At 70.2% G+C, this 25,807-nt stretch carries 19 protein-coding genes and 2 pseudogenes; 11 read left to right on the top strand and 10 right to left on the bottom strand.

The annotated features are described in order from the left end of the window. Positions 1 to 292 precede the first annotated feature (292 nt). Both ACZ4WS_RS23780 and ACZ4WS_RS23775 read left to right on the top strand, forming a co-directional pair. Positions 293 to 991 carry a GntR family transcriptional regulator gene (locus tag ACZ4WS_RS23780; RefSeq protein WP_467983230.1) on the top strand — a complete coding sequence of 233 codons (699 nt, stop codon included), beginning with the start codon at positions 293 to 295 and terminating at the stop codon, positions 989 to 991. Positions 992 to 1,279: 288 nt separating this feature from the next. Next, entirely contained in the window at positions 1,280 to 1,930 is a 651-nt protein-coding gene (locus ACZ4WS_RS23775; RefSeq protein WP_467983229.1) for a hypothetical protein, read from the top strand. A 331-nt stretch (positions 1,931 to 2,261) separates the two neighbouring features. On the opposite strand, the gene ACZ4WS_RS23770 is transcribed toward ACZ4WS_RS23775, so the two are convergent. Then, complete coding sequence (locus ACZ4WS_RS23770) at positions 2,262 to 4,079, bottom strand: bifunctional metallophosphatase/5'-nucleotidase (protein ID WP_467983228.1); 1,818 nt, start codon at positions 4,077 to 4,079, stop codon at positions 2,262 to 2,264. 206 nt (positions 4,080 to 4,285) lie between these two features. Beyond that, positions 4,286 to 5,308, bottom strand: a complete 1,023-nt coding sequence (locus ACZ4WS_RS23765; protein ID WP_467983227.1) for a LacI family DNA-binding transcriptional regulator — start codon at positions 5,306 to 5,308, stop codon at positions 4,286 to 4,288. 214 nt (positions 5,309 to 5,522) lie between these two features. Between ACZ4WS_RS23765 and ACZ4WS_RS23760 the strand changes: the two genes are divergently transcribed. The 5 genes from ACZ4WS_RS23760 to ACZ4WS_RS23740 all read left to right on the top strand — a co-directional run bounded on the left by ACZ4WS_RS23760 (position 5,523) and on the right by ACZ4WS_RS23740 (position 12,497). Further along, positions 5,523 to 7,454, top strand: coding sequence for a glycoside hydrolase family 127 protein (locus tag ACZ4WS_RS23760; protein WP_467983226.1), 1,932 nt, complete (start codon positions 5,523 to 5,525; stop codon positions 7,452 to 7,454). 48 nt (positions 7,455 to 7,502) lie between these two features. Continuing rightward, on the top strand, positions 7,503 to 8,741 hold the full coding sequence (locus tag ACZ4WS_RS23755; RefSeq protein ID WP_467983225.1) for a sugar ABC transporter substrate-binding protein: 1,239 nt from the start codon (positions 7,503 to 7,505) through the stop codon (positions 8,739 to 8,741). Positions 8,742 to 8,883: 142 nt separating this feature from the next. Beyond that, positions 8,884 to 9,846, top strand: coding sequence for a carbohydrate ABC transporter permease (locus ACZ4WS_RS23750; protein ID WP_467983224.1), 963 nt, complete (start codon positions 8,884 to 8,886; stop codon positions 9,844 to 9,846). A 56-nt stretch (positions 9,847 to 9,902) separates the two neighbouring features. Continuing rightward, positions 9,903 to 10,664 carry a carbohydrate ABC transporter permease gene (locus tag ACZ4WS_RS23745; protein ID WP_467983477.1) on the top strand — a complete coding sequence of 254 codons (762 nt, stop codon included), beginning with the start codon at positions 9,903 to 9,905 and terminating at the stop codon, positions 10,662 to 10,664. A gap of 54 nt (positions 10,665 to 10,718) precedes the next feature. Further along, on the top strand, positions 10,719 to 12,497 hold the full coding sequence (locus tag ACZ4WS_RS23740) for an RICIN domain-containing protein (RefSeq protein WP_467983223.1): 1,779 nt from the start codon (positions 10,719 to 10,721) through the stop codon (positions 12,495 to 12,497). 68 nt (positions 12,498 to 12,565) lie between these two features. On the opposite strand, the gene ACZ4WS_RS23735 is transcribed toward ACZ4WS_RS23740, so the two are convergent. Further along, complete coding sequence (locus ACZ4WS_RS23735) at positions 12,566 to 13,849, bottom strand: adenylosuccinate synthase (protein ID WP_467983222.1); 1,284 nt, start codon at positions 13,847 to 13,849, stop codon at positions 12,566 to 12,568. Between the two features lie 192 nt (positions 13,850 to 14,041). On the opposite strand from ACZ4WS_RS23735, the gene ACZ4WS_RS23730 reads away from it, so the two are divergent. Then, positions 14,042 to 14,884: a diacylglycerol kinase family protein gene (locus ACZ4WS_RS23730; protein WP_467983221.1), complete on the top strand. Its 843-nt coding sequence runs from the start codon at positions 14,042 to 14,044 to the stop codon at positions 14,882 to 14,884. A 165-nt stretch (positions 14,885 to 15,049) separates the two neighbouring features. Here the strand turns inward: ACZ4WS_RS23730 and ACZ4WS_RS23725 are convergent. After that, a pseudogene (locus ACZ4WS_RS23725) lies at positions 15,050 to 15,253 on the bottom strand (ABC transporter permease); the annotation flags it as partial. On the opposite strand from ACZ4WS_RS23725, the pseudogene ACZ4WS_RS23720 reads away from it, so the two are divergent. Beyond that, positions 15,250 to 15,606 (top strand): annotated as a pseudogene (locus ACZ4WS_RS23720) (hypothetical protein); the annotation flags it as partial. The pseudogenes ACZ4WS_RS23725 and ACZ4WS_RS23720 overlap by 4 nt on opposite strands. Positions 15,607 to 15,752: 146 nt before the next feature. On the opposite strand, the gene ACZ4WS_RS23715 reads toward ACZ4WS_RS23720, so the two are convergent. After that, a complete protein-coding gene (locus ACZ4WS_RS23715; protein ID WP_467983220.1) occupies positions 15,753 to 17,273 on the bottom strand; it encodes an APC family permease in 1,521 nt (506 codons plus the stop codon). A 184-nt stretch (positions 17,274 to 17,457) separates the two neighbouring features. On the opposite strand from ACZ4WS_RS23715, the gene ACZ4WS_RS23710 reads away from it, so the two are divergent. Together ACZ4WS_RS23710 and eutC are read left to right on the top strand one after the other, a co-directional pair. Continuing rightward, positions 17,458 to 18,852, top strand: a complete 1,395-nt coding sequence (locus tag ACZ4WS_RS23710) for an ethanolamine ammonia-lyase subunit EutB (protein WP_467983219.1) — start codon at positions 17,458 to 17,460, stop codon at positions 18,850 to 18,852. Then, entirely contained in the window at positions 18,849 to 19,643 is a 795-nt protein-coding gene (gene eutC / locus ACZ4WS_RS23705; RefSeq protein ID WP_467983218.1) for an ethanolamine ammonia-lyase subunit EutC, read from the top strand. The genes ACZ4WS_RS23710 and eutC overlap by 4 nt, the downstream gene beginning before the upstream one ends. 126 nt (positions 19,644 to 19,769) lie before the next feature. Here the strand turns inward: eutC and ACZ4WS_RS23700 are convergent, their stop codons facing one another. From ACZ4WS_RS23700 to ACZ4WS_RS23680, 5 genes are all read right to left on the bottom strand, one after another. Beyond that, a complete protein-coding gene (locus tag ACZ4WS_RS23700; protein WP_467983217.1) occupies positions 19,770 to 20,990 on the bottom strand; it encodes a cytochrome P450 in 1,221 nt (406 codons plus the stop codon). A gap of 247 nt (positions 20,991 to 21,237) precedes the next feature. Beyond that, a complete protein-coding gene (locus ACZ4WS_RS23695; RefSeq protein ID WP_467983216.1) occupies positions 21,238 to 21,912 on the bottom strand; it encodes a response regulator in 675 nt (224 codons plus the stop codon). Continuing rightward, the gene (locus tag ACZ4WS_RS23690; protein WP_467983215.1) at positions 21,909 to 23,246 is read right to left on the bottom strand and encodes a sensor histidine kinase; all 1,338 of its coding nucleotides are present in this window, start codon (positions 23,244 to 23,246) and stop codon (positions 21,909 to 21,911) included. The genes ACZ4WS_RS23695 and ACZ4WS_RS23690 overlap by 4 nt, the downstream gene beginning before the upstream one ends. Positions 23,247 to 23,712: 466 nt before the next feature. Beyond that, the gene (locus ACZ4WS_RS23685; RefSeq protein WP_467983214.1) at positions 23,713 to 24,387 is read right to left on the bottom strand and encodes a response regulator; all 675 of its coding nucleotides are present in this window, start codon (positions 24,385 to 24,387) and stop codon (positions 23,713 to 23,715) included. Further along, positions 24,384 to 25,727, bottom strand: coding sequence for a sensor histidine kinase (locus ACZ4WS_RS23680; RefSeq protein ID WP_467983475.1), 1,344 nt, complete (start codon positions 25,725 to 25,727; stop codon positions 24,384 to 24,386). Before ACZ4WS_RS23680 ends, ACZ4WS_RS23685 begins: the two co-directional genes overlap by 4 nt. Positions 25,728 to 25,807 lie beyond the last annotated feature (80 nt).

The raw sequence follows: 25,807 nt of genomic DNA, 5'->3' as shown, positions 1-25,807 counted from the left end.
TAGGGAGTTTTTCGCCCCCTCCGCCCCTACCCGTCCCGTACCTGGGGGCTGCGCCCCAGACCCCCCTTCGGCCTGAACGGCCTCGTCCTCAAACGCCGGACGGGCTAAGAATCAGCCCCTCCGGCGTTTGAGGAGCGGGGTCTGGGGCGGAGCCCCACGGACGGGAAGGGAAGGGGCGGCGGGGGCGGGGGCGAAAAAGCCTCTCCGTAACCGCACCGCGTATGGTGGCCTGCTCGAAGAGATATGCGAGTAGACCACTACGTACCCGTACGCGGAAGGGAAACGAGACACCATGCCCGGCACCGGCGGCAATGGCGCCGTAACCCGCAGCACCCTGCGCCAGCAGATCGCGGACGCGCTCCGCGACGAGGTGCTGGCAGGCCGTCTCCAGCCGGGCCAGGAGTTCACGGTGAAGGAGATCGCCGATCAGTACGGCGTCTCCGCGACCCCCGTCCGGGAAGCCCTCGTCGACCTGTCGGCGCAGGGCCTGCTGGAGGCGGACCAGCACCGCGGCTTCCGCGTGCACGAGTACTCACTGGCCGACTACCGCGGCATGATCGAGGCCCGCACCCTCGTCACGGACGGGATATTCCGCAGTCTCACCGAGGGCGCCATGAAGCGGGCCGATGACAACCCGCGCGCGAGCGCCGCCCTCGCGGGCGTCCGCCGCCGCGGCGAGGAGGCCCAGCGCGCGGCCACCGCCGGCGACCTGAACATCCTCATCGGCTACGACCTCCGCTTCTGGCGCGAGCTGAGCGGCCTCTTCGGCAACCCCTACCTCGCCGACTTCCTGCACCGGCTGCGCGTCCAGACCTGGGTCTGCACGGTCCAGCACCTGCGCCAGGTGGCCGACCTGAAGGGCCACCTGTGGTCCGGCCACACAGAGCTCGTGGACGCGCTGGCCCGCCGTGACGCGGTCGCGGCGCACGCCATCGTCACGGCGTACAACGAGCACTCGCTCGCGCTCATCGAGCGCCTGGCCGCAGAGTGAACCTCGCAGCAGGACCGAGCGGAATCATCAGCCCGTCCGGCGGCGGAATCGGCAGCACGTGCGGCGGCGGAATCTTCAGCCCGTGACACGGCAGAATCTTCAGCCCGTCCGGCGTTTGAGGACGAGCCCTTCGGGCGATCGGGGGTTTGGGGGCGGAGCTCCCGAGCACGGCCACCCCGACCTCGGGTCACCAGGAACCCGAGTTGTGCACCAGGACTTCCCAAGACCGCCGCGCGCACTACGCTGCCCTGACCACCGTGCACCCCAAGGAGCTAGAGGAGCCGTCTGTTGGCCTGTGACCTGTGGCTGGTCCCGCTCGTCGACGTGTTGTGCCACACCCCCGACAACCCCTTCGCCGAGGAACTCGCGCTCTACGACAAGGTGCTGGGCGAGGCCGGACTCCCGCCGGTGCCGGTGTACGCGTACATGCCGGGGCTGTCCGGCGATGTGGCCCCGGTCGCGGGGTTCGACTACGACGCACTGCACTTCCTGCGCCGGGCGTATCTGCTCCAGATGTGCGGGCTCGCGGTGACTCCGGTGGACGAACTGGGCGGCGACTACGAGCAGTTGCTGGAGATGTTCGAGACGAACGCCCAGCAGTCGCACCTCGTCTGGCACTACGACCACGCGGGCGCGTACGTCCCGGTCGACTTCCCGCACCCGCTCGCCAACGACGAACTCCTCGCCGGGGGCGGCCCCCTGGGCTCCTCCCACACCCTGCTGCGCGAACTCGAATTCGTCGCCCCGTCGATCGGCATCGACCCGGCGAACCCTCCGGCCGCCCCGGAGCCCCCCATGGCCCCCACGGAGTTGGAGGAGCCCGCGGCGCCCGCCCCCTACGACTCCAGTCCCTTCGCCCGCGAACGGCACGTCTGGCTGGGCCTGCACGCGGCGGCGACACGGAGCCTCGCCCAAGGGTCGATGATCATCTTCAGCTAGGGCGACTGTCCGCCCGCGCGAGACCGACGGCCGGGCAGCGGCGACACCAAAGCCGCCGCCCGGCCGAGGCGACCGGACGGGCACCGTGCCATCGGGTGGCTCGCGGCGAGATATCGTCACCCACTGCGCCCGGCGCGAGGCGGCCCTCGTCAGGGGTGGGCAGCCCCTTGCGCCGTCCGGCGGCGGCCAGGCAGAGCGCGGGTGTGGTCGGATGGCTGCCGGACCAGGTCCACCCAGGCGATCGGCCCGCACGGCCGGAGCCGTACGGGCCGAAGCCGGCAAGGGCAGCGGTCAATGGACGTGCTCGCCTGCGGTCCAGCAGGCGGTCCCGCTAGAACACCGCCGTCCCGTCCTGCGTCAGCTTCCAGTTCGTGACCGCGAAGTCCGCCGGGTCCAGCGAGCCCTTCTCCGTCACGTAGTCGATCATCAGCTGGCGGATCTCGTTGGTGGAGCTGTAGGCGATGTCGGCGGAGGCGATGTGCGGGTAGCCGCTGCCGCCGTTGGCGCGGTAGTTGTTGACGGCTACGACGAAGACCTGGTCGTCCGCCACCGCCGTGCCGTTGTAGGTGAGGTTCTTGATGCGGGAGCCCTCGGCCTGGGCGATGTCGATGTCGTACGAGACGCCGGCGGCGGTGTCGTACATGTAGTCCCAGAAGTTGTTGGCGTTGGTGAGGGTGGCGGTGTCCACCTCCGTGCCGGAGGCGACCTGGTGGTAGTACTTCGCCGCGTACTCCAGGTAGTCCTTGAGCTGGGCGCCGGTGAGCTTCTTGCCGTACAGGGTGTTGTCGTAGATGTAGAGGCCCGCGACATCTCGGATGGTCACGTCGCCCTGGGGGATGTCGGCGGTGCGGCTGAAGGGTGCCGCGACCGAGATCAGCGGGAGTGCGGCGTCCGCCGTGGACAGGCCGGTGGCCACCGTCGCCATCTGGACCTGGTGGATGAAGTCCATCACCGGGACGTCCTTCCAGCACGCCTCGGCCGCCGACAGGTCCGCCGTACAGGTGCCGACGGCCGTGTTGACGTACTTCACCACCAGGTCGTGGTCGGCCTTGAGGAGCTCGGTGATCTCCTCGTCCTCCGCGACCGTGTTGCTGTTGAGGGTCTGCGCCTTGGTGCTGGTGACCTTCCACTGGCCGCGGACGAGTTCGAGCTCGAAGTCGAAGACGGTCAGGCGCATGCCCCAGCAGTACGGCTCCGACAACACCACGTCCTTGCCCGTCTCGGTGTTCGTCACCGTGTACGACGAGACCTCGGTGTGCGTGTGGCCGACCAGGATCGCGTCGATGCCGGGGACCTGCTCGGCGACGAGGTTCGACGCGTTCTCGACGTACGGGAGCTCGGTGCCGTACGACGAACTGCCGTCCAGGCCCGAGTGGTCGGTGAGGAAGACGACGTCACAGCCGAGCGCGCGCATGCGGGGCACGTACTTCTTCGCCTGCTCGACCAGGCCGGTGAAGGCCATCTTGCCAGACACGTTGTCCTTGTCCCACAAGGCGATTCCGGGGTTCGTGAGCCCGAGGATGCCGACCTTGATGTCGGGGGCGCCGGGGACGCGGATGCACTTCACGGTGTACGGCTGGAAGGCGGGGCGGAGGGTCTTCGCGTCGAGCGCGTTGGCGCCGAGCAGCGGGAAGTGGCACTGCTTCTCGAACTTGCGGAGCGTCTCGATGCCGTAGTTGAACTCGTGGTTGCCGAGCGCGGCGGCGTCGTACCGCATGGCGTTCATGGCGACCGCCATGGGGTGCTTGGGGCCCTTCTTCCCGTCCGTGCCGAGGATCGGGTCGACGCGCGCGTAGTAGTACGCCAGCGAGGTGCCCTGGATGATGTCGCCCGCGTCGACGAGCAGCACGTGGTCCTCGCCCTTGGCGGCGCGCTGCTGCTTGATGAGGGTGGCGACGCGCGCGACGCCGACGGAGTTGCCCTTGCTGTCCTTGTAGGCCGCGTCCGTGTAGTAGTCCCAGTCGAAGACGTGGCTGTGCAGGTCGGTGGTGCCGAGGATGGAGAACGTCCAGGTACGGGGGGCCTTTTCGGGGTGCCGGTCGGCGGCCTGGGCGGGGGTCGCGGCGGCCGTCCCCGCGACGGCCACGGCCGCGCCGGTGACGGCCGACTTCTTCACGAACTCCCGGCGGTTCAGGGGATTGACGGGCATACGGGACTCTCCTGGGACTGGGGTGGCGCGGGCAGGGGAACGAGCCGTGCGGGGACTACACGCGTAGATCGTGGTCGCGGACGTACCCCTTCCGAAACCAGGAACACCCCATCTCCCGGTCAATTAAAGGTCAGTTCGCGCCGTCCCCGACGTGCCGGCCCCGCTCCCGGGCCCGCTCCCGGGCCCCGGCCGCACTGACGCCGGGCTCAGCTGGACTCGCGCACCACCAGTCGGCACGGAACCGTGTGCACGCCCGGCACCGGTTCGTCGGAGTCGATCGCCTCCAGCAGTCGCAGCGCCGCGATCCGGCCGATCTCGGTGAGGTCCATGTCGATCGTGGTGAGCGGCGGGCGGCAGGCCAGCGCCATGGTGTCCCAGTTGTCGTAGCCGACGACCGCGATGTCGCCGGGGACGTCCACGCCCCGCTCGCGGAGCGCGTCCGCCACGCCCCGGGCTATCTGGTCGTTGCCGCAGAAGAAGGCCTCCGTGTCCGGTGCCGTGCGCAGGACCGCGTCGGCTGCCCGGCGGCCCCACGCCTCGCTCCACTCGCCGAAGTGAACCCGGCCGGTGGCCAGTTGGAGCGAGGAGCGCCCCAGGTGCTCGACGGCGTGGCGGGCGCGGTCGCGGGCGGCGGCGTGGTGTTCCGGGCCCGTGACGTGCGCGATCCGGGTCCGGCCCGCGGCCAGCAGGTGTTCCACGGCGAGCTGCGCGCCGCCCCGGTCGTCGGAGACGACGGAGGTGTCGGCGGGGTCGGTGGACGGGGAGAGCGCGTAGACGATGGGGATCGGGTCGACGCCGGTCAGCGGTGGGCGGGGATCCGTCCTGCGGCCGGTGACGATGATGCCGTCCACCCGGCGATCCATGAGGTTGCGCAGATGGTGCTGCTCCCGGATCGCGTCGCCCCGGGTGTCGCACAGCAGCACGGAGATCTTCCCGGCGCCGAGCGCGTCCTCGGCGCCGAGCAGCACGGGGGTGCTGAAGCGGCCGATGCCGTCCGTCGTCATCAGCCCCACCGTCCAACTGCGGCCCGTGTGCAGGCTCTGCGCGTGCTGGTTGGGCCGGAATCCGAGCGCCGCCACGGCGTCGAGAACCCGCTGCCTGGTTTCGGGCCGCATCCGCCCGCCGCCGTTCAGCGCCTTCGATGCCGTGCCCACGCTGACGCCCGCGAGGGCGGCGACGTCGGAGAGCTTGGCCCGGCCGGCGGAAGGTGAGTGCGGAGCAGAGGTCACGGGCAATCCTTTTCCTTCGCGTCTGCTGCGACATCGTCGTCGACAACGGACGACAGTAGCGGCCTCATCGTGCCAGTCACCAGAACCGCGTGCCAGATCCTGAGCAAGCAGAAAAATATCTGTCACGAGCCTTGACCCGATTCCGCCAACTCCCCTCTACTTTCCGGCAGGAAAACGGTTGCCCAAACGCGTTTCCGACGAGAACCGGAGAACCATGCCCCGCACACGCCCCGCCCAGCCCGTCACAGGCCCGGTCCGCCTCGGCCCGGACGCCCGCGCCGCGCTGCGCCCCGCCCCCGCCTCGATCACCGAAGGCTTCTGGCGCACCCGGCGCGAGGTCAACGCGCGCACCTCCATCCCCCAGGGCCCGGAGCTGCTGGAGTCGGCGGGCAACCTGCACAACCTGCGGCTGGCGGCCGGCACGGCCGAGGGCGAATTCCAGGGCGCGTACCCGTTCGTCGACACCGACGTCTACAAGTGGCTGGAGGCCGCGGCCTGGCAGCTGGGCCAGGAGTCCTCCGCCGACGGTGACCTGGGCGCCGAGGTCGAGCGGATCACCGCCCTGGTCGTCGCCGCCCAGCAGCCCGACGGCTACCTCAACACCTGGTTCCAGCTCCTCAAGAACGGCGAGCGCTACCAAGACCTGCGCTGGGGCCACGAGTTGTACTGCGCGGGCCACCTGATCCAGGCGGCCGTGGCCCACCACCGGACCACCGGCCGCCCCGAACTCCTCGACGTGGCCCGCCGTTTCGCCGACCACGTCGACTCGACGTTCGGCCCTCCCGGCAGCGGCAAGCAGATCGACGGCATCGACGGCCACCCCGAGGTCGAGACCGCCCTGGTGGAGCTGTACCGGGAGACCGGCGAGCGCCGCTACCTCGACCTCGCCGGCTACTTCGTCGACCGCCACGGCCACGGCCTGCTCGGCGGCGAGGCCTACTGCCAGGACCGCGTCCCACTGCGCGAGGCGACCGACGTCGAAGGGCACGCCGTACGACAGCTCTACCTCCTGGCCGCCGCCGCGGACCTGGCCACCGAAACCGGGGACCTCGAACTGCGCACCGCCGCCGAGCGGTTGTGGCAGGCCATGGTCGCCACCAAGACCCACCTCACCGGCGGGCTCGGCGCCCACCACGACGAGGAGGACTTCGGCGACCCCTACGAACTCCCCAACGAACGTGCCTACTGCGAGACCTGCGCCGCCATCGCCTCGATCCAGTGGAGCTGGCGCATGGCCCTGCTGACCGGTGAGGCCCGCTACAGCGACCTCATCGAGCGAACCCTCTACAACGGCTTCCTCGCGGGCGTCTCCCTGGACGGCGAGAGCTGGCTGTACGTCAACCCACTCCAGGTCCGCGACGGCCACACCGACCCCGGCGGCGACCAGTCGGCCCGCCGCACCCGCTGGTTCCGCTGCGCCTGCTGCCCGCCGAACGTCATGCGGCTGCTGGCCACTCTGGAGCACTACCTCTCCTCCACCGACGACGACGGCCTCCAGATCCACCAGTACGTCACCGGCCGCTACACCGGCGACCTGAACGGCACCCCGCTCTCCGTCCGCGCCGAGACCGACTACCCCTGGCACGGCTCCATCGCCCTGACCGTCGAGGAGACCCCGACGGACCGCCCCTGGACGCTCTCTCTCCGCATCCCGCAGTGGTGCAACGAGTACCGAGTCCGCTGCGGCAACGAGACGTACGACGCACCCGTCACCGACGGCTGGCTCCGCCTGGAACGCACCTGGACCCCCGGCGACGAGCTGCTCCTGGAACTCGTCCTCGACCCCCGCCTCACCACGGCCGACCCGCGCGTGGACGCCGTACGCGGCTGCGTGGCCATCGAACGCGGCCCCCTCGTGTACTGCCTGGAACAGGCGGACCACCCCGGCGGCGGCCTGGACGACATCGTCATCGACACCACACACCCGCTCGCCGTGAAGCACCGCCCGGACCTGCTGGGCGGAGTCACCACGGTCGTGACCGCCGGAAGCCGACGCCGCATCCCCGAGACGGGCTGGTGGCCGTACACCCCCGCCTCCGACGCCGCCCCCGACGACGGCGCCCCCGTCGAACTGACCGCGATCCCCTACTACGCCTGGGCCAACCGCGAGGACGGCAGCATGCGCGTCTGGCTGCCCACCTCCTAGGCCCGCCCCCTCCGCTTCTCGCCCCGCCCACGACAACGAGGTCACTCCGTGAGAAACACCCGCCGCACCCTGGTCGCCGCCATAGCCACCGCCTGCGCACTCGCCTCCGTCACCGCGTGCGGCGGCGGCTCCGGCTCCTCCTCGTCCGGCAACTCCGGGACGTACACCTTCTGGGACCCGTACCCGCAGTTCGACGCCTCCTCCGACTGGGGCAAGCGCATCGCGAAGTGCGGTACCGACGCCGGAGTCAAGGTCAAGCGCACCGCGTACGACACCACGGACCTGGGCAACAAGGCGCTGCTGGCCGCCCAGCAGGGCAACGCACCCGACGTGATGCTGGTGGACAACCCGGTCGTCTCGACCCTCGTGGAGGCCGGAATCCTCAACAAGACGAGCGACCTCGACCTGGACACCTCCTCGATCCAGAAGAACATCATCGGCGCGGGCACCCTCGACGGCTCCGCCTACGGCGTACCGATCGGCGCCAACACCCTCGCCCTCTACTACAACAAGAAGGTCCTGTCGGCCGCGGGCGTCGACCCCGCCTCCATCAAGGACTGGACGTCGCTGACAGCGGCCTTGAAGAAGGTCAAGGCAGCCGGCAAGAAGGGCATCACCTTCTCCGCGATCAACACGGAGGAAGGCAGCTTCCAGTTCCTGCCGTGGTTCTGGGGCGCCGGCGGTGACCTGACCAAGCTGAACTCGGCCAAGGGCGTGGCCGCGCTGTCGCTGTGGAAGCAGTGGGTCGACGCGGGCTACGCGCCCAAGGACGTCATCAACAACACCCAGACCACCAGCTGGCAGGAGTTCGCCACCGGGGACTACGCGTTCGGCGAGAACGGCACCTGGCAGCTGGCCAACGCGGAGAAGGCCGGTTTCCCGTACGGCGTCGTCAACATCCCCGCGCAGAACGGCGGTTCGGCACCGGTCCCCACCGGCGGCGAGTTCGTCACCGTGCCCATCCAGAAGGACACCTCCCGCTACGACGTCAGCAAGAAGATCGTCACCTGCCTGACCAGCTCCGAGAACCTCCTGGCAAGCGACACCACGCTGACGTACGTCGCCGCCACCGCCTCCGTCCAGACCCAGCAGGTCAAGGCGAACCCGAAGCTCAAGCCGTGGGTGGAGGCGGTCGCCGCGGCCCGGGGCCGCACCAGCAACGGCCTCGGCACCAAGTACCCCACCATCTCCCAGCCCCTCTGGACCGCCGTACAGGCAGCCCTGTCCGGCGCCAAGGGTCCCCAGTCCGCCCTGGACACGGCCCAGACGACCGCGTCGAAGGGCTGACGGTTCTCGCCCCCTCCGCCCCTGCCCGTCCCGTACCTGGGGCTCCGCCCCAGACCCCGCCAGGGGGCGCTGCCCCCTGGACCCCCGCTCCTCAAACGCCGGAGGGGCTGAATGGGCGAACCACCCACACCCAGGAGCTCGCATGACCACCGCCCGAGTCGACCGGCGGTCCCCGGCCGCATCCCGGGTGACCCGGCACGACGCGCAGTCGCTGCGGCGCCGCACACGCCGCAGGAGCCGCCTCACCGCGCTCGCCTTCCTCACCCCGCTCATCGCCTACCTCGCCGCCTTCTACGCCTACCCGCTCTACCGCAACCTCGACCTGAGCCTGCGCGACTACACCGTCAGGTCCTTCGTCGAGGGCGACGCGCCCTTCTCCGGGTGGGACAACTTCTCCAAGGTCCTGGACGACCCGACCTTCGCCCCGGCCCTGCGCCACACGATGGTCTTCACCTTCGTGTCGATCACCATCCAGTACGCGGCCGGCCTCGCCCTCGCCGTCTTCTTCAACCGCCACTTCCGCCTGGCTCCCACCCTCAGGGCCCTGTTCCTGATCCCGTGGCTGCTGCCGCTGATCGTGTCGGCCTCGACCTGGTCCTGGATGTTCAACAGCGAGTCCGGCGTGATCAACTACGCCTTGCACCTCGTCGGCGCGGACCCGGTCGGCTGGCTCACCTCACCGCACTGGGCGCTGACGTCGGTCATCATCGCCAACATCTGGATCGGCATCCCGTTCAACCTGGTCATCCTCTACAGCGGCCTGCAGAACATCCCCGCGGAGCTGTACGAGGCAGCGGCCCTGGACGGCGCGAGCGCCTGGCAGCAGTTCCGGCGCATCACCTTTCCACTGCTGCGCCCGGTGTCGGCGATCACGCTCCTGCTCGGCCTCGTCTACACCCTCAAGGTCTTCGACCTGATCTGGATCATGACCAAGGGCGGCCCGGGCGACTCCTCGTCCACCCTGGCGACCTGGTCCTACCAGCTCGGATTCGGCACGCTGCTGCCCAAGTTCGGCCCGGGAGCAGCGGTCGGCAACATCCTCATCCTCATCGCGCTCGTCTTCGGGCTGCTGTACATCCGCGTCCAGAGGAGGCAGGAAGCGTGAAGACTCGTACGCGCGGCCGCCGTTACACGGTCATCGGCATCCTCCTCACCGCGCTGATGCTGTTCCCGGTGTACTGGATGCTGAACGTGTCCCTCACTCCGCAACAGGACATGCGTAAGTCCCCACCCGACCTGCTGCCCCTGCACCCGACGTTCGAGGGCTACCGAGCCGTCCTGAACGACCAGTTGCCGTATCTCGGCACGAGCCTGCTCATAGGCCTCGGCACAGTGGCCCTCACCCTGGTCCTCGCCGCCCCCGCGGGCTACTCACTGGCCAAGCTGCGCCCCCGAGGCGCAGGAGCCCTCGGCCTCCTCCTGCTGATCGCCCAGATGATCCCCGGCATCGTCATGGCGATGGGCTTCTACGGAATCTTCCTCGACCTCGGCCTGCTGAACTCCTGGTGGGGGCTGATCATCGCGGACTCCACCATCGCGGTGCCCTTCGGCGTCATGATCTTCATGGCGTTCATGTCGGGCATCCCCGGCGAACTCACCGCCGCGGCCCGCATCGACGGCGCCGGCACCTTCCGCACCTTCTGGTCCGTCGTCCTCCCGGTGAGCCGCAACGCCATCGTCACCGTCTCGCTCTTCAGCTTCCTGTGGGCCTGGTCCGACTTCGTCTTCGCCAACACCCTCGACGGCGGCGGCGACATGCGCCCGATCACCCTCGGCATCTACCACTACATCGGCAACAACAACCAGGAATGGAACGCGATCATGGCCACCGCCGTCGTCGCGTCCGTACCCGCCGCCGCCCTCCTCGTCCTCGCACAGCGCTATGTGGCCGCGGGCGTGACCGCGGGCGCGGTGAAGGACTGACAGCACCTCATTTCCCGCACCTCCCCACCCCCATCCGTGAGGAGAAACCCTTCCATGAGCCGCACGAGCCGCACGACAGCCCCCGACCACCACAGACGCCGGCGCGTCCACCGCACCGCCGTCCTCGGGACGGCCGCCCTGGTCGCCACCGCCGTCCTCGGCACCGCGACCCCCTCCCAGGCCGCCCCCACCTCCGCCACGACCCTGGTCGTCAACGCCGACCAGACCCTCCGCTCCGTCACCCACGTGGCGACGGGCAGCCTGTACGGCCTGGCCGACGCGAGCACTCCCGCCGACAGCCTGGTCACCGCCCTGAAGCCGAACACGTTCGTGCAGATGGCCCCTGGCGGTTCGCAGCTGCCCAACGGCGAACCCGCGCCCGCGGGCGACGCGCTGGTCGTGGCGTCCAAGGCCGCCCGGGCCGGCGCCAAGGTCGTCGTCCGCATGCCGGACTGGTACCCGAACTTCCCTTACAAGTGGGTTAGTTGGAGCGACTGGCTGTCCGCCGTCGACACCCAGATCGCCTCGGTCAAGTCCTCGTCCGCCACCAACATCGCCGCCTACGAGCTGTGGAACGAGCCCGACTGGACCTGGGACACCACCAACGCCGGTGCCTTCGACGCGGGTTGGACACGCACGTACAAGGAAGTCCGCGCCAAGGACTCCACCACGCCCATCCAGGGCCCGAGTTACTCGGCGTGGAACCAGAGCTGGATGACCCAGTTCCTCACCGACGCCAAGGCCTCCGGCACCGTCCCCGACATCATCGCCTGGCACGAACTCCAGGGCTCCCAGGACATCGCCGCCCATGTCGCCGCGTACCGCTCCCTGGAGACGAGCCTCGGCGTCAGCCCGCGCCCGATCTCCATCGAGGAGTACGCCACACCCACCGAGATAGGGGTGCCCGGCTCCCTCATCGGCTACGTCGCCAAGTTCGAGCGGGCGGGCGTCCACGACGCGGAACTCGCCTTCTGGAACCACTACGGCACCCTCGGTGACACCCTCACCGACACCGGCGGGTCGCCCAACGGCTCGTACTGGCTCTACAAGTGGTACGGCGACATGTCGGGCACCATGCTCACCACCACGCCCCCGGCCCAGACCGGCATCGACGGAGCCGCGTCCCGCACCGGCGACGGCAAGCAGATCAGCGTCATCTTCGGCGGCGGCACCGGCTCGACGGCCGTCACCGTCAAGGGCCTCGGCTCCCTGTCGGCGTTCGGCGGCACGGTGCACGCCAAGCTGGAGTACACGCCGTCGAAGGGCCGCACCACGGCGGTGTCGACCCCGTACACGATCTCCGAGGCCGACTACACGGTGACCAACGGCTCCATCACCGTGCCGGTGGCGATGAACGCCTCCGACGGCTACCACCTGGTGATCACCCCCAGCGGCACGTCCACGTCACTCGCCGGGACCCACCAGATCACCAACAAGAACAGCGCCCTCGCCCTTGACACCCAGAGCGCGGGCACCGCCCAGGGCACCTCGGTCGTGCAGGCGACCACCGGCACCGGCACCACCCAGTCCTGGACCCTGACCCCCGCGGGGTCGGGCCTCTACAAGATCACGAACAAGGCGAGCGGCCTGCTCCTCGGCATCAAGGACGCGGGCACCACCGACGGCGGCACCGCGTTGATCTGGGGTGACAACGGAACGGCCGACCACCTCTGGCAGCTCATCCCCACCGACGGCGGCTATTACAAGATCGCCAACTACAACAGCGGCCTGCTGCTCGGCGTGAACAACATGAGCACCTCATCCGGCGCCCAGGTCCTCCAGTGGGACGACAACGGCACCGCCGACCACCTGTGGAAGCTGACCTCGCGCTGAGGCCGGATCCCCAGGTACGAGTACGCCCCCGGATGTCGGCCGGGGGCGCACTCGTATGAGCAACCGCTCTAGATGAACGAGTTGATCTCGATCGTCTCGTCGCGGCCGGGGCCGACGCCGATCGCGGAGATCGGCGCGCCCGACATGTCCTCGAGGGCCTTGACGTACGCCTGGGCGTTCTTCGGGAGGTCCGCGAAGGTCTTGGCCTTGGTGATGTCCTCGGACCAGCCGGGGAGGGTCTCGTAGACCGGCTTCGCGTGGTGGAAGTCGCTCTGGGAGTACGGGAGCTCCTCGACGCGCTTGCCGTCGATCTCGTACGCCACGCAGACCGGGATCTCCTCCCAGCCGGTCAGGACGTCCAGCTTGGTGAGGAAGAAGTCCGTCAGACCGTTCACGCGGGTCGCGTAGCGGGCGATGACGGCGTCGAACCAGCCGCAGCGGCGGTCACGGCCCGTCGTCACACCCCGCTCGCCGCCGATGCGGCGCAGCGCCTCGCCGTCCGCGTCGAAGAGTTCGGTCGGGAACGGGCCCGAGCCGACGCGGGTCGTGTACGCCTTGAGGATGCCGATGACCCGGCTGATCTTCGTCGGGCCGACGCCCGCGCCCGTGCAGGCGCCGCCCGCGGTCGGGTTCGACGACGTCACGAACGGATACGTGCCGTGGTCGATGTCGAGGAGCGTGCCCTGGCCGCCCTCGAAGAGCACGACCTTGTCCTCCTCCAGCGCCTGGTTGAGGAGCAGGACCGTGTCCGCGACGTACGGCTTCAGCCGGTCCGCGTAACCCAGCAGCTCCTCGACGACCTGGCCCGCCTCGATGGCGCGGCGGTTGTAGAGCTTGGTGAGCAGCTGGTTCTTGACCTCGAGGGCCGCTTCGACCTTCTGCGTCAGGATCGACTCGTCGTACAGGTCCTGGATGCGGATGCCGACGCGGTTGATCTTGTCCGCGTAGGTCGGGCCGATACCGCGTCCGGTGGTCCCGATCTTCCGCTTCCCGAGGAAGCGTTCCGTCACCTTGTCCACCGTCACGTTGTACGGCGTGATGACATGCGCGTTTCCGCTGATCAGGAGCTTGGACGTGTCGACGCCTCGCTCGTTCAGTCCGTTCAGCTCGGAGAACAGGACCGACGGGTCGATGACGACACCGTTGCCGATGACCGGAGTGCACTCCGGTGTGAGGATCCCGGAAGGGAGGAGGTGGAGGGCGTACTTCTGATCGCCCACGACTACCGTGTGGCCGGCGTTGTTGCCGCCCTGGTAGCGCACCACATAATCCACCGAGCCACCGAGAAGGTCGGTGGCCTTTCCCTTGCCTTCGTCACCCCACTGAGCACCGAGCAGCACAAGTGCGGGCACGCGCGTACACCCCTTCCGGGCGGGGCATGTCCAAGGTCGGGGACGTACGCGGCTGGATTTTGGTTACGGCTGCGTACGCCGGCGACCTCCTTTGGCCGCGACCGTCGGACCGGATGCCCCGGAATAGACGAAGCCCCTGGCGCAATAGCGCAAGGGGCTCTTGCACAAAGATGCTACCCGAGGAAGCGAGGCATGACCGAGGTGGCGACTTCCGACCAGCTCCTGGTGGTCATCGACCCGGTCGCCCGTCACAGTGACGGTGAGTCGGTACGGATCGCAAAAGACGTGCTCAGCGCGGGTGCGGCGACGAAAGTGTGCCTTCCTGAGGGGCCCGAGGAATTCGCTCGGGCGCTGGCCCGACGGGGTGGGCGGCGGCCGGTGGTCGTGGGGGACGACCGCGCCCTGCTGCGCGCCGTGTCCCTGCTCCACCGGCAGCGGGAGCTTGCCGCGTGTGCGCTGTCGCTGGTGCCGGTGGGGGGTGTGCTCTCGCTGGCCCGCTCCCTGGGGGTGCCCATAGGGGCCGTGGCGGCGGCTCGGGCCGTGCTCGACGGGGCCGAGCGGCGGCTCGACCTGCTGGTGGACGACAGTGACGGCGTGGTGCTCGGCACGCTGCGGATACCGTCGGCGGTGTCTCCGGTCGCCGTGCCCTCGGAGGCGCCCGCGCGCCCCTGGCTGCGCACCTGCCAGTCCCTCGTCCGCACCCTGGCCGCCCGGCCCCCTCGGCCGGCCTCCGTGCCCGGATCGGGGGCCTCGCGGCTTCGGGTCGAGGTGGACGGGGTCACGGTGGTGGATCTGGACCAGCCTGTGGAGGCGCTGTCGGTGACGCCGGGGGTGGGCGGGGGCGCGGTGGTGGAGGTGCGGCTGGTGTCCATGGGCGCGGAGATGTCGCCCCTGCGGGTTGTGGGGTGGCGGGTCACTGTCTCCGGGGCCGATTTCCGGTATCGGGCGGATGCGGTGGTGGGCGGGCCTGTGCGGACTCGGACGTGGGTGGTGCGGGAGGGGGCGTGGGGGCTGATGTTGCCGACGGTGGGGTGAGCGTGGGGGGGTGTTTTCGCCCCCGCCGCCCCTACCCGTCCCATCCTGGGGCTCCGCCCCAGACCCCGCTCCTCAAACGCCGGAGGGGCTGATTCTTAGCCCGTCCGGCGTCAACCCCACCCCAGCCCACCCTCACGCGCTCACATCCCGCCGTCGCAGTCCCCCCAGCCCCACCCCGGTGAGCAGCATGATGAGGGCCGCGCCGCCGAAGGCGATGGCGAGATGGCCGGAGGCCCAGCGCAGGCGGCCCACCGCATTCGCCAGCACCGGCTCGGCCCGCTGCGAGGTCTCCTCCCCGTGCAGCCGCAGCACGGACGAGACGACGTACAGCGCGGCGACCATGCCCAGCATCCCGACCATCGTGGCGAGAGCTCGCGCAGCAGCACATGGTCTCGCGCGAGCGCGAGCGCGAGCGCGAGCGCGAGCGCGAGCGCGAGCGCGAGCGCGAGCGCGAGCGCGAACGCGAACGCGAACCCGGCTCACGGCGCGAGCGGTACCGGGTGCACAGCAACCAGTGGTACGAGGCGCTGACCAATCGTGAGGCGGTCCTCAAGCGCTGGGAGTACGCCCTGCGCGAGGGTGTCGAGAGCCTCGGCGGCGAGACCCCCGCGGGGCGGCGTCTCGCCGAGACGCTGGCCTTCTTCGAGTTCGTCGACGGCGAGATCGCCCAGATGATGGAGCGCTGGCGCGTGCATCGGGAGAAGGTCTTCGGCGCGGGGTGACAACCGCGGTTGGGAAGTGCGGTTGGGGAAGTGCGGTTCAGGAACTGCGGTTGGAGAACTGCAGTTGGGGAACTGCGGACCGTCTGTGGCTGGTCGCGCAGTTCCCCGCGCCCCTGAAGGGCGCTCCCGACAAGGGCGATTCCCCGCTACCGCTCCTTCGTCTCCTCCAGCACCGTCCGGCCCAGCAGCGCGTACCGCTCCGGGGCCCGGCGCTTCAGGTAGGTCGCGTAGGCCACTCCGCCCACCGCGATCAGGGCGACGATCCAGGGCGTGGACTTCAGGATGAGCGAGCCGGACTCCGTACCGGCCGCGGCGCCCATGTTGGACACCAGCAGGACGACCACGCCGAGCATCGCGAGGCCGCCGATCAGCGGGGCCGTGAAGGTCTTGAACCAGTGCTTGCTCTCGGGGTGGTGGGTGCGGAAGTAGGCGAGCACCGCGAAGGAGCAGACCGCCTGGACCACCAGGATGGCCATGGTGCCGAGGATGGCGAGCAGGACGTACGTACCGGTGTAGGGGTCCTTGCCGGCGGCCCAGAACGCGCCGATCAGGATGGCGCTGACCACCGTCTGGACGAGGCCCGCGATGTGCGGAGAGCCGTGCTTGGGGTGGGTGCGGCCGATGGTGCGCTGGAGCTTCGGCAGGACGCCTTCGCGGCCGAGGGCGTACATGTAACGGGCGGCGCAGTTGTGGAAGGCCATGCCGCAGGCCAGCGAGCCGGTGATCATCAGCCACTGCATGACGTCGACGGCCCAGTGGCCGACGTAGTGCTCGGTGGGGTTGAAGAAGAGGGCGAGGGGGTTGGAAGAGGAGGCGGCCGTGACGGCCTCCGACTCGCCGTTGCCGATGATGGCCATCCAGGAGACGAAGACGTAGAAGACGCCGACGCCCAGGACGGAGATCATCGTCGCCTTGGGGATGATCTTCTTCGGGTCGCGGGACTCCTCGCCGTACATCGCCGTCGACTCGAAGCCGACCCACGACCAGAAGGCGAAGAAGAGGCCGAGTCCGGCGCTCGTGCCCTTGAAGGCGTTGACCGGGTTGACCGGGCCGAAGGTGAAGCCGTGCGGGCCGCCGCCGTGCAGGGCGACGGAGATCGCCATCGCGGCGAGGACGGTGACCTCGGTGGCCAGCAGCACGACGAGCAGCTTCTCGGCGACCGAGACGCCGAACCACGTACCCGTCGCGTTGACGGCCAGCATCAGGATCGCGAAGGCCCACCACGGCACGTCAAGTCCCGTCTGGTCCTTGAGGGTTCCGGTGGCGAAGGTCGAGAAGATGCCGATCAGAGCCGGCTCGAACACGACGTACGCGAAGGTCGCCAGGAGGCCGGAGGCGAGTCCGGCGGTGCGTCCGAGGCCGTACGAGATGAAGCCGTAGAAGGCGCCGGTGGAGGTGATGTGCTTCGCCATCGACGTGAAGCCGACCGCAAAGATCGCCAGGACGACCATTGCGACGAGGTAGCTCGCCGGGGCGCCGATCCCGTTCCCGGCGGAGACCATGAAGGGCACGTTGCCCGTCATGGCGGTGATCGGGGCCGCGGTGGCGACGGCCATGAAGACCACGCCCAGCAGACCGATCGCGTTCGGCTTCAGCCGGTGGACGGTGCCCTCGCCCGCCCCCGCGCTTGCCCCTTCAACAGGGGCTACGCCCTCTTGTACTGCCATCGGGTGGCCCCTCTCCTTGATCACTCTCCGCACTGGCGATGGCTCGGAATCCTGCGGCCCGAATGAGTCCTTTTGCAGGTTGCGGCGTTAAATGTTTGTCAACCAGACCTTTAGAAGGAACATCTGGGTTAACTCTCCGTCGGCCCGTGGACCGGGCTCACCGGCCCCTCGTACGGTCGCCGACATGAGCACGTACACCTCGAACCTCGGCGGCCGCACCTACCGCTTCACCGGCCTCGCGCCGCTGCTCGCCGCCGCGAGCCCGGAGCGGTCCGGCGACCGGCTGGCGGGGCTCGCCGCCGAGTCCGCGCAGGCACGGGTCGCGGCGCGGTGGGCGCTGGCCGAGGTGCCGCTCGCGCGGTTCCTCGCCGAGCCGGTGATTCCGTACGAGGACGACGACGTGACCCGGCTGATCATGGACAGCCATGACGCCCTGGCCTTCGCGCCCGTCTCCGGGCTCACCGTCGGTGAATTCCGGGAGTGGCTGCTGTCGGACGCGGCGGACGCGGACGCGCTCGCCGCGCTGACCCCCGGGCTGACGCCCGAGATGGTCGCCGCCGTCTCCAAGCTCATGGGCAACGCGGACCTCGTCGCCGTCGCCCGCAAGGTCCGGGTGGTCACCGCCTTCCGCTCCACCATCGGCCTGCCCGGCCGCCTGGCCACCCGCCTCCAGCCCAACCACCCCACCGACGACCCGGCGGGCGTGGCGGCGGCCCTGCTGGACGGGCTCCTCCTCGGCTCCGGCGACGCGGTCATCGGCATCAACCCGGCGACGGACAGCCCCAAGGCGGTACGGGATCTGCTGGAGCTCCTCGACGGGGTGATCGAGCGCTACTCCATCCCCACCCAGTCCTGCGTGCTGTGCCACGTCACGACGAGCATCGATCTGATGGAGCGCGGCGCCCCCGTCGACCTCGTCTTCCAGTCCATCGCCGGTACGCAGGCCGCGAACGTCTCGTTCGGCGTCACGCTCGGACTCCTTGACGAGGCGTACGAGGCGGCGCGCTCGCTGGGCCGGGGGACCGTCGGGCAGAACGCCCTGTACTTCGAGACCGGCCAGGGCAGCGCGCTGTCCGCCGACGCGCACCACGGCGTGGACCAGCAGACGGTGGAGGCACGGGCATACGCGGTGGCCCGCCGCTACGACCCGCTCCTCGTGAACACCGTCGTCGGCTTCATCGGCCCGGAGTACCTGTACGACGGCCGCCAGATCCTGCGGGCGGCCCTGGAAGACCACTTCTGCGGAAAACTGCTCGGGCTGCCGATGGGCCTGGACATCTGCTACACCAACCACGCCGACGCGGACGACGACGACATCGCCACCATGCTGACGATGCTCGGGGTCGCGGGCGCCTCCTTCGTGATCTGCACGCCGGGCGGCGACGACATCATGCTCAACTACCAATCCGCCTCCTACCACGACGCGTTGTACCTGCGCGAGGTGCTCGGCCTGCGCCCGGCACCGGAGTTCGAGGCCTGGCTGGAACGGATCGGCCTCCTCGACGACCACGGCGGCATCCGCGACGTCACGGGCACGGCCCACCCCTTGATGACCATCGGCAGGGAGCTCGCCGCATGACAGACCGTCAACTGGCCTCGCTTGTACGCGCTTTGGTGGCGCCCCCCGACTCCGACGCCGCCCTGTGGGCCGCCCTCCGCAGCCGCACCCAGGCCCGGATCGGCCTCGGGCGGGCGGGCTCGGCGCTGCCGACCCGCCACCGGCTGGAGTTGCAGGCCGCGCACGCCGCCGCCCGGGACGCGGTGCACTCGCCCTTCGACCCCGACGCGGTCGCGGCCGCGCTGCCGGGTGTCCCGACCGTACGGGTACGCAGTGCCGCCCCCGACCGGCTCACCTACCTCCAGCGGCCCGACCAGGGGCGTCGGCTGGACGACATCGACCGCGCGCATCTGCCCCGGGACGACTGGGACCTCGTGTTCGTGGTCGCCGACGGTCTGTCGAGCCGGGCGGTGCACGAGCACGCGGCCTCGATGGTCCGGGCGACCACCGCCCTGCTGCCGGCCGACTGGCGCGTCGCCCCGGTCGTCCTCGCCGAACAGGCCCGAGTCGCCCTCGGCGACGACATCGCCCACGCCCTCGGCGCCACCCTCGTCGTCGTCCTCATCGGCGAACGACCCGGCATGTCCGCCGCGGACTCGCTGGGCGCCTACCTCACCTACGACCCCCGCCCGGGCCACACCACCGACGCCGACCGCAACTGTCTCTCCAACATCCGCCCTCCGCTCGGCCTGACGCACACCGCCGCGGCCGCCAAGCTCACGGCCCTGATGCACCGGGCGCGCGAACTCGGCCGCACAGGAGTGGCCTTGAAGGACGAGTCGGATGCGGGTGTGGTGTTGCCGGTTGCGTGAGTGTGGATGGGTGATGTGGGTGGGTGATGTGGGTGGGTGGCGTCGGTGGGAGTAGGTGCGGCTGGGTGGGGGTGTCGGTGGGTGGGGGTGTCGGCCTGACGGGCTCGTCCTCAAACGCCGGACGGGCTAGACGCCGACGCGCAGGCCCTCCAGGCCCCTGATCACGAAATTCGGCTTGCGTTGCGGCTCGGCGGCCAGGCGCAGGGTCGGTGCGTGGGTCAGCAACGCGCCCATGGACGCCGCCAGTTCGAGGCGGGCCAGCGGGGCTCCGATGCAGTAGTGGATGCCCGCGCTGAAGGAGATGTGAGGGTTGTCGGTGCGGGAGAGATCCAGCTTTTCCGGGGTGGCGAACACGGCCGGGTCGTGGTTGGCGGAGCCGAACAGCATGGCGATCTCCGCGCCCCGCGGGATGACCGTGCCGTCGATCTCGACGTCGTCCAGGACCCAGCGCTCGAAGAGCTGAAGCGGGGTGTCGTAGCGCATCAGCTCCTCCACGGCGGTCGGGATCAGGGAGTGGTCCGCGCGAAGGGCGGCCAGCTGGTCGGGGTGACGGAACAACGCCCACCAGCCGTTCACCGTGGCGTTGACCGTCGCCTCATGGCCCGCGTTCAGCAGGAGGACGCAGGTGGAGATCATCTCCTGCTCGGTGAGCCGGTCGCCCTCGTCATGCGCCGCGATCAGACCCGAGATCAAGTCGTCGCCGGGCTCCTTGCGGCGAACCTCGATCAACTCCCGCAGGTACTCGGTGAATTCCACCGACGCCCTGACCGCCTTGGCCGCCGTCTCCTCCGACGGGTTCAGCTCGTACATTCCGCAGATGTCCGCCGACCACGGTCGCAGTGGCGCCCGGTCGGACTCCGGGATGCCCAGCATCTCGGCGATCACCGCCACCGGCAGCGGCTCGGCGACATCGGTCAGCAGATCCCCGCCGCCCGCCGCCACCAGCCCGGAAACCAGCTCGTCCGCCAGCCGGTTCACATACGGCTGTAGCTGCTCCACCGTGCGCGGCGTGAACGCCTTGGAGACCAGCCGACGGATCCGCGTGTGGTCCGGGGGTTCGAGGTCGAGCATCCCGTGGTCGTTGAGGACCTGGAACGGCTCGTGCTCGGGCGCCGGCGCGCTGCGTCCGAAATCCTCGTGCGTGAACCTGTGCTGATACGTCCGGCCCAGGCGGCGGTCCCGCAGCAACGCCGACACGTCCGCGTGATGCGGCACCAGCCACTGGTTGGTGGGCTCGTAGTAGTGCACCCGCCCGCGCGCACGCAGCTCCTCGTAGGCGGGATACGGGTCCGCCACGAACGCCGGGTCCCACGGGTCGAAGGCCTGCGGAGTCTCCAAAGCTGCCATGAACGGACGCTAGCCCGACCTACCCCCCTCTGAACAGGGGCGTCTTGCCGAGCGGCCCTGCGCCGGCCCATCAGGTCAGCGCGCCCGCGCCAGCACGCCATCACGCCAGCGCGCCGTCGGGCGTCAGGCGTCAGGCGTCGGGCGTCGGGCGTCAGGCGTCAGGCGTCAGGCGTCGGGCGTCAGGCGTCAGGCGTCAGGCGTCAGGCGTCAGGCGTCGGGCCAACAGCCCACCGACGGCTCCCCCTGGTCACCTCGGCGTGACCAGCCTTGCCTCGTAGGCGAAGACTGCTGCCTGGGTGCGGTCGCGTAGGCCCAGCTTCACCAGGATGCGGCTCACATGGGTCTTGATCGTCGACTCGGCGACGAACAGCCGCGTGGCGATCTCCGCGTTCGACAGACCCTGCGCGATGAGCACCAGCACTTCCGTCTCCCGCTCGGTCAGCTCTCCGTACGCCGCCTGCGCCGTGGCCGAGAGCCTGGGCACGTCCGCGAGCTTGGAGAACTCGGTGATCAGCCGCCTGGTGACAGAGGGGGCGAGCAGCGCCTCGCCGGCCGCCACCACCCTCACCCCGTCGGCCAGCTGACGTGCCGAGGCATCCTTGAGCAGGAAGCCGGAGGCCCCCGCGCGCAGCGCCTGGTACACGTACTCGTCGAGGTCGAACGTCGTCAGGACCAGCACCTTCGCGGCGCCGTCCGCGGCGACGATCTCCCGGGTCGCCTCGATCCCGTTCATCTCGGGCATACGGATGTCCATCAGCACGACGTCCGGGCGGAGCTCACGGACCCGCTCGACCGCCTCCCTGCCGTTGACCGCCTCGCCGACCACCTCGATATCCGGCATCGCGCCAAGCAGTACGGAGAAGCCCTCGCGGACCATCACCTGGTCGTCAGCTATCAGGACGCGGATGGTGCCATCCGTCATTCGGACTCCTCGGTGGCGGGTACGGGGAGGAACACCGTGACCTCATAGCCCCCGTCGTCCGTCTCCCCCGTCGTCATCTCGCCGTCCAGCATCGTGACGCGCTCGCGCATACCGGTGATGCCGTGCCCCGCGCCGTGCGTGGATTTCGTCAGGCTCGTCGCCGGCGCGGGGCCGTTGACTATGCGCAGGCCGAGCCCGCCGAGGACGTAGCCGATCTCGACCCGGGCCGTCGCGCCCGGCGCGTGCCGCAGGGCGTTGCTGAGGGCCTCCTGGACTATGCGGTACGCCGACAGCTCGACGCCCTGCGGGAGTTCGCGCACCGCGCCGGTGACCGCCTTCTCGACGGTCAGGCCCGCGTCCCGGACGTTGGCGAGGAGGGCGTCGAGGTCGGCGAGTGTGGGCTGCGGGGCGTCCGGGGCCTCGTAGTCCTCCGCCCGGACGACACCGAGCACGCGGCGCAGCTCGGTCAGTGCCGCCACCGCGTTCTCCCGGATCGTGACGAAGGCCTGCTCCAGCTCCGGCGGCGGGTTCTCCACCCGGTAGGGGGCTGCCTCGGCCTGAATGGCGACGACCGACATGTGGTGGGCGACCACGTCATGCAACTCGCGGGCGATCGTCGTGCGCTCTTCGAGGAGGGTGCGCTTGGAACGCTCGTGTGCCGTCTCCGACTGGTGGGCGGTGACCTCCTGCTCGGCCTCGCGGCGTATGTGCAGGACGGTGACGACCAGGAGAGCGAGCGCGGAGACGAACAGCAGCGGCACCGTGTTGGTCCCGTAGTAGCCCGAGCCGAAGACGGTCTCAGCGGCGATCCCGTACGCCGCGGTCAGCACCCACATCCACGCGGCGGTGCGCGGCCTCGTCCGCAGCGCCACGACCGTCAGCACCACCAGGTGGGCGGCGAAAGCGCCGGGCGGCCACGGCCAGTCGCCCCAGCTGCCGCCGAGTACGGCCACGACCGGGGTCGCTGCCATGGAGAACCAGAAGGCGCCGACCGGGCGGATCAGGGTCAGCAGGACCGGGAGCAGTGCGAGGAGGGGGGACACCAGTGTCCTGACGCTGGCGTCGCTGTTCGTGCTCGCGATGGCCATCGCGAGCAGCCCGGCGGCCGTCACCACGGCGTGCGGGGTCCAGACCGCGTACACCCTTATCCCCTCAGGCAGGCGTCGGGTGAGTGGGCCGTCCACCCGCATGCGCGGCAGCGGGCGGTAGGCGAAGGCGTCGTGGAACAAGTCCTGCCGCAGCCCGCGCAGGGCGTCCGCGGCCAGCCGGAACTCCGGGCTGCGTGGCTTGGCCCCGCCCGGCGGCGTCATCTGCGTCTGGGTCGTCTCGGTCACATTCAAAACGGTAGGCCGCCGTGGGGGTCTCGGTCGTCACCTGCGAGGAGGGTCCTTGCGGGTCCGTCTCAGGTACTACGGGTAGGGGCGGGGTCCGTCGGTGGCGGGGGCGGGGGCGGGGGGGCGGGGGCGTTTGCCGGTGGGTGTCTTCCGCCGGTGGCGCCTTCCGCCGGGTGGTGGGTCGGGGCCGCGCCGGTACATCCGCCCGCATCCGAACGGATCGGCTGTGGGTGAGAAGGGTGCTGTCTTTTTTGGATCCGTTCGGCTGCGGGCATTTGATGTACCGACACGGCCCCTTCCGTGCGTCGGCGGGTGCGGGTGCGTGGGGGATTGGGCGTCAGCCCCGGCACGGCCCCTTCCGTGCGTCGGCGGGTGCGGGTGCGTGGGGGCTGGTGGCGGTGGGTGCGGGTGGCTGGGGACTGCGGCTGGTTGAGGACAGGTGGGTGGGGGTGGTGGGGCTCGCGGGTCAGTAGCCCGAGGGGCGGACCAGGCCCGACTCGTAGGCGAAGACTGCGGCCTGGGTGCGGTCGCGCAGGCCCAGCTTCACCAGGATGCGGCCGACGTGGGTTTTCACGGTCTGTTCGGCGACGACGAGGCGTTCGGCGATCTCCGCGTTCGACAGGCCCTGGGCGATGTGGGCGAGGACCTCGGTCTCGCGCTCGGTCAGCTCGCCCACGCGCTGTTTGAGGGGGGTGCGCGGGGTGGAGTCGAGGCGGGAGAACTCGGCGATGAGGCGGCGGGTGATGCCGGGCGCGAGCAGGGCGTCGCCCGCCGCGACCACGCGTACCGCCTCGGCGAGCTGGTCGGCGGACGCGTCCTTGAGCAGGAACCCGGAGGCGCCGGCGCGCAGGGCTTCGTACACGTACTCGTCGAGGTCGAAGGTGGTGAGCACCAGCACCTTGATCTGGGGTGTCTCGTCGGTGATGCGGCGGGTGGCGTCGATGCCGCCGAGCTCGGGCATACGGATGTCCATCAGGACGACGTCCGGGGCGAGTTCGGCGACCTTGGCGATCGCGTCCAGGCCGTCGACCGCCTGGCCGACCACCTCGATGTCGGGCTGGGTGTTGAGCAGCACGGTGAAGCCCTGCCGGACCATCTGCTGGTCGTCGGCGATCAGTACGCGGATGGTGCCGCTCGTCATGGGGTCTCTTCTCCTGGGAGGCCTGTGGAGTTGTGTTCGGTGGAGCCTTCGGCGGTGGCGGCGGCTCCGTTGCGGGGGAGGAAGGCTGCCACCACGAAGCCGCCGTGCGAGGTCTCCGAGGTCACGAGGGTGCCACCGAGCATCGCGGCGCGCTCCCGCATTCCGAGCAGGCCGTGCCCCGCGCCCGGGGACGGCGGGGCGGGGCGCTCGGGTCTGGAGTTGATGACCCGTACCTGAAGGCCACGCGGGAAGTGCCAGAGCTCGACGCGGACCGTGGAACCCGGCGCGTGCCGCAGGGCGTTGCTGAGCGCCTCCTGGATGATCCGGTACGCCGACAGCTCCACTCCGGGCGCCAGGGGCAGCTGCTCGCCGGTGATCTCCGTGGTCACGTCCAGTCCGGCGGCGCGGGTGTTCTCCACCAGGGCGTCGAGGCGGTCGAGGGTGGGCTGCGGGGCGTCCGGGGCGACGCCGGTGCCGGCGCCGAGGCCGTACGGGTCCTCGGGGTTCTCCGAGCGCAGCACGCCGAGGACGCGGCGTAGCTCGGTCAGCGCCTCCAGCGCGTTCTGCCGGATGCCCTCCAAGTTCTCCTTCAGTTCCTCGGAGGGGTTCTCGACCAGGTGCGGGGCGACCTGGGCCTGGATGGAGATCACCGACATGTGGTGGGCGACCACGTCGTGCAGCTCGCGGGCGATACGGCTGCGCTCCTCCAGGAGGGTGCGGCGGGCGCGCTCCTCCTCGGTCAGCGAGGCCTGCTCGACGAGCTGAGTACGAGCCTCGCGGCGGCCTCGGAGGGCCGTGCCGAGGAGGACGACGGCGGCGAAGACGACGATCGCCAGCATTCCCGTCGAGCGGTATACCGGTCCGCCGACCAGTCCCTGCACGAAGTAGGTCGCCAGAGCGGTCACGGACAGCGCCCCTACTGCCACCCGGGTGGGCACCCGCAGGGCGAGGAGGAAGAGCACGAAAGCCTGCCCGATGATCGCGGGCGGGCTCCATGGCCAGTCGGGCCCCGGGGGCGGGATCTCCACCACCATGTGCGACCGCGTCGCCGCGGCGGCCACGACAGCACCGGTCAGGGACAGCCACCAGGCCGGAACCGGCCGCCACAGGACGAGGACCATCGCCACGCCCTGCGCGAATCCGGTCAACACGCCCAGCCCGATGCCCAGTCGATAACTGCTGCTCAGCTCGTCGGTGCCTGCGAGCGCGACACCGAACGCGATCCAGCAGATCACCACGTGCGGCAGCCACCGAAGCCACCGGGGCCGGGACATCGGCGGCAGCGGCGCGGCGGACGGCGACGCGAGGTCGGCCAGGACCGCGCGCAGGAGGGTGCCCATGCGGTGCGCACGGGTGGGGTGCGTGGCGGAGGGTGTGGCGGGGGGTGTGGGCTTGCGGGTGGGGTGGGGGCTGGGCGGAG

The sequence above is a fragment of the Streptomyces sp. NPDC029292 genome, assembly GCF_055569295.1.
Note: the sequence above shows the minus strand (reverse complement) of the source record. Positions and strands in the feature narration are given on the sequence as shown.

Bases quoted from the DNA above. Each gene is read 5' to 3' on its own strand.
- ACZ4WS_RS23780 (WP_467983230.1), top strand. From the start codon at position 293: ATGCCCGGCACCGGCGGCAATGGCGCCGTAACCCGCAGCACCCTGCGC.
- ACZ4WS_RS23770 (WP_467983228.1), bottom strand. From the start codon at position 4,079: ATGCCCGTCAATCCCCTGAACCGCCGGGAGTTCGTGAAGAAGTCGGCC.
- ACZ4WS_RS23760 (WP_467983226.1), top strand. From the start codon at position 5,523: ATGCCCCGCACACGCCCCGCCCAGCCCGTCACAGGCCCGGTCCGCCTC.
- ACZ4WS_RS23750 (WP_467983224.1), top strand. From the start codon at position 8,884: ATGACCACCGCCCGAGTCGACCGGCGGTCCCCGGCCGCATCCCGGGTG.
- ACZ4WS_RS23745 (WP_467983477.1), top strand. From the start codon at position 9,903: ATGCTGTTCCCGGTGTACTGGATGCTGAACGTGTCCCTCACTCCGCAA.
- ACZ4WS_RS23740 (WP_467983223.1), top strand. From the start codon at position 10,719: ATGAGCCGCACGAGCCGCACGACAGCCCCCGACCACCACAGACGCCGG.
- ACZ4WS_RS23730 (WP_467983221.1), top strand. From the start codon at position 14,042: ATGACCGAGGTGGCGACTTCCGACCAGCTCCTGGTGGTCATCGACCCG.
- ACZ4WS_RS23715 (WP_467983220.1), bottom strand. From the start codon at position 17,273: ATGGCAGTACAAGAGGGCGTAGCCCCTGTTGAAGGGGCAAGCGCGGGG.
- ACZ4WS_RS23710 (WP_467983219.1), top strand. From the start codon at position 17,458: ATGAGCACGTACACCTCGAACCTCGGCGGCCGCACCTACCGCTTCACC.
- eutC (WP_467983218.1), top strand. From the start codon at position 18,849: ATGACAGACCGTCAACTGGCCTCGCTTGTACGCGCTTTGGTGGCGCCC.
- ACZ4WS_RS23700 (WP_467983217.1), bottom strand. From the start codon at position 20,990: ATGGCAGCTTTGGAGACTCCGCAGGCCTTCGACCCGTGGGACCCGGCG.
- ACZ4WS_RS23695 (WP_467983216.1), bottom strand. From the start codon at position 21,912: ATGACGGATGGCACCATCCGCGTCCTGATAGCTGACGACCAGGTGATG.
- ACZ4WS_RS23685 (WP_467983214.1), bottom strand. From the start codon at position 24,387: ATGACGAGCGGCACCATCCGCGTACTGATCGCCGACGACCAGCAGATG.
- ACZ4WS_RS23680 (WP_467983475.1), bottom strand. From the start codon at position 25,727: ATGGGCACCCTCCTGCGCGCGGTCCTGGCCGACCTCGCGTCGCCGTCC.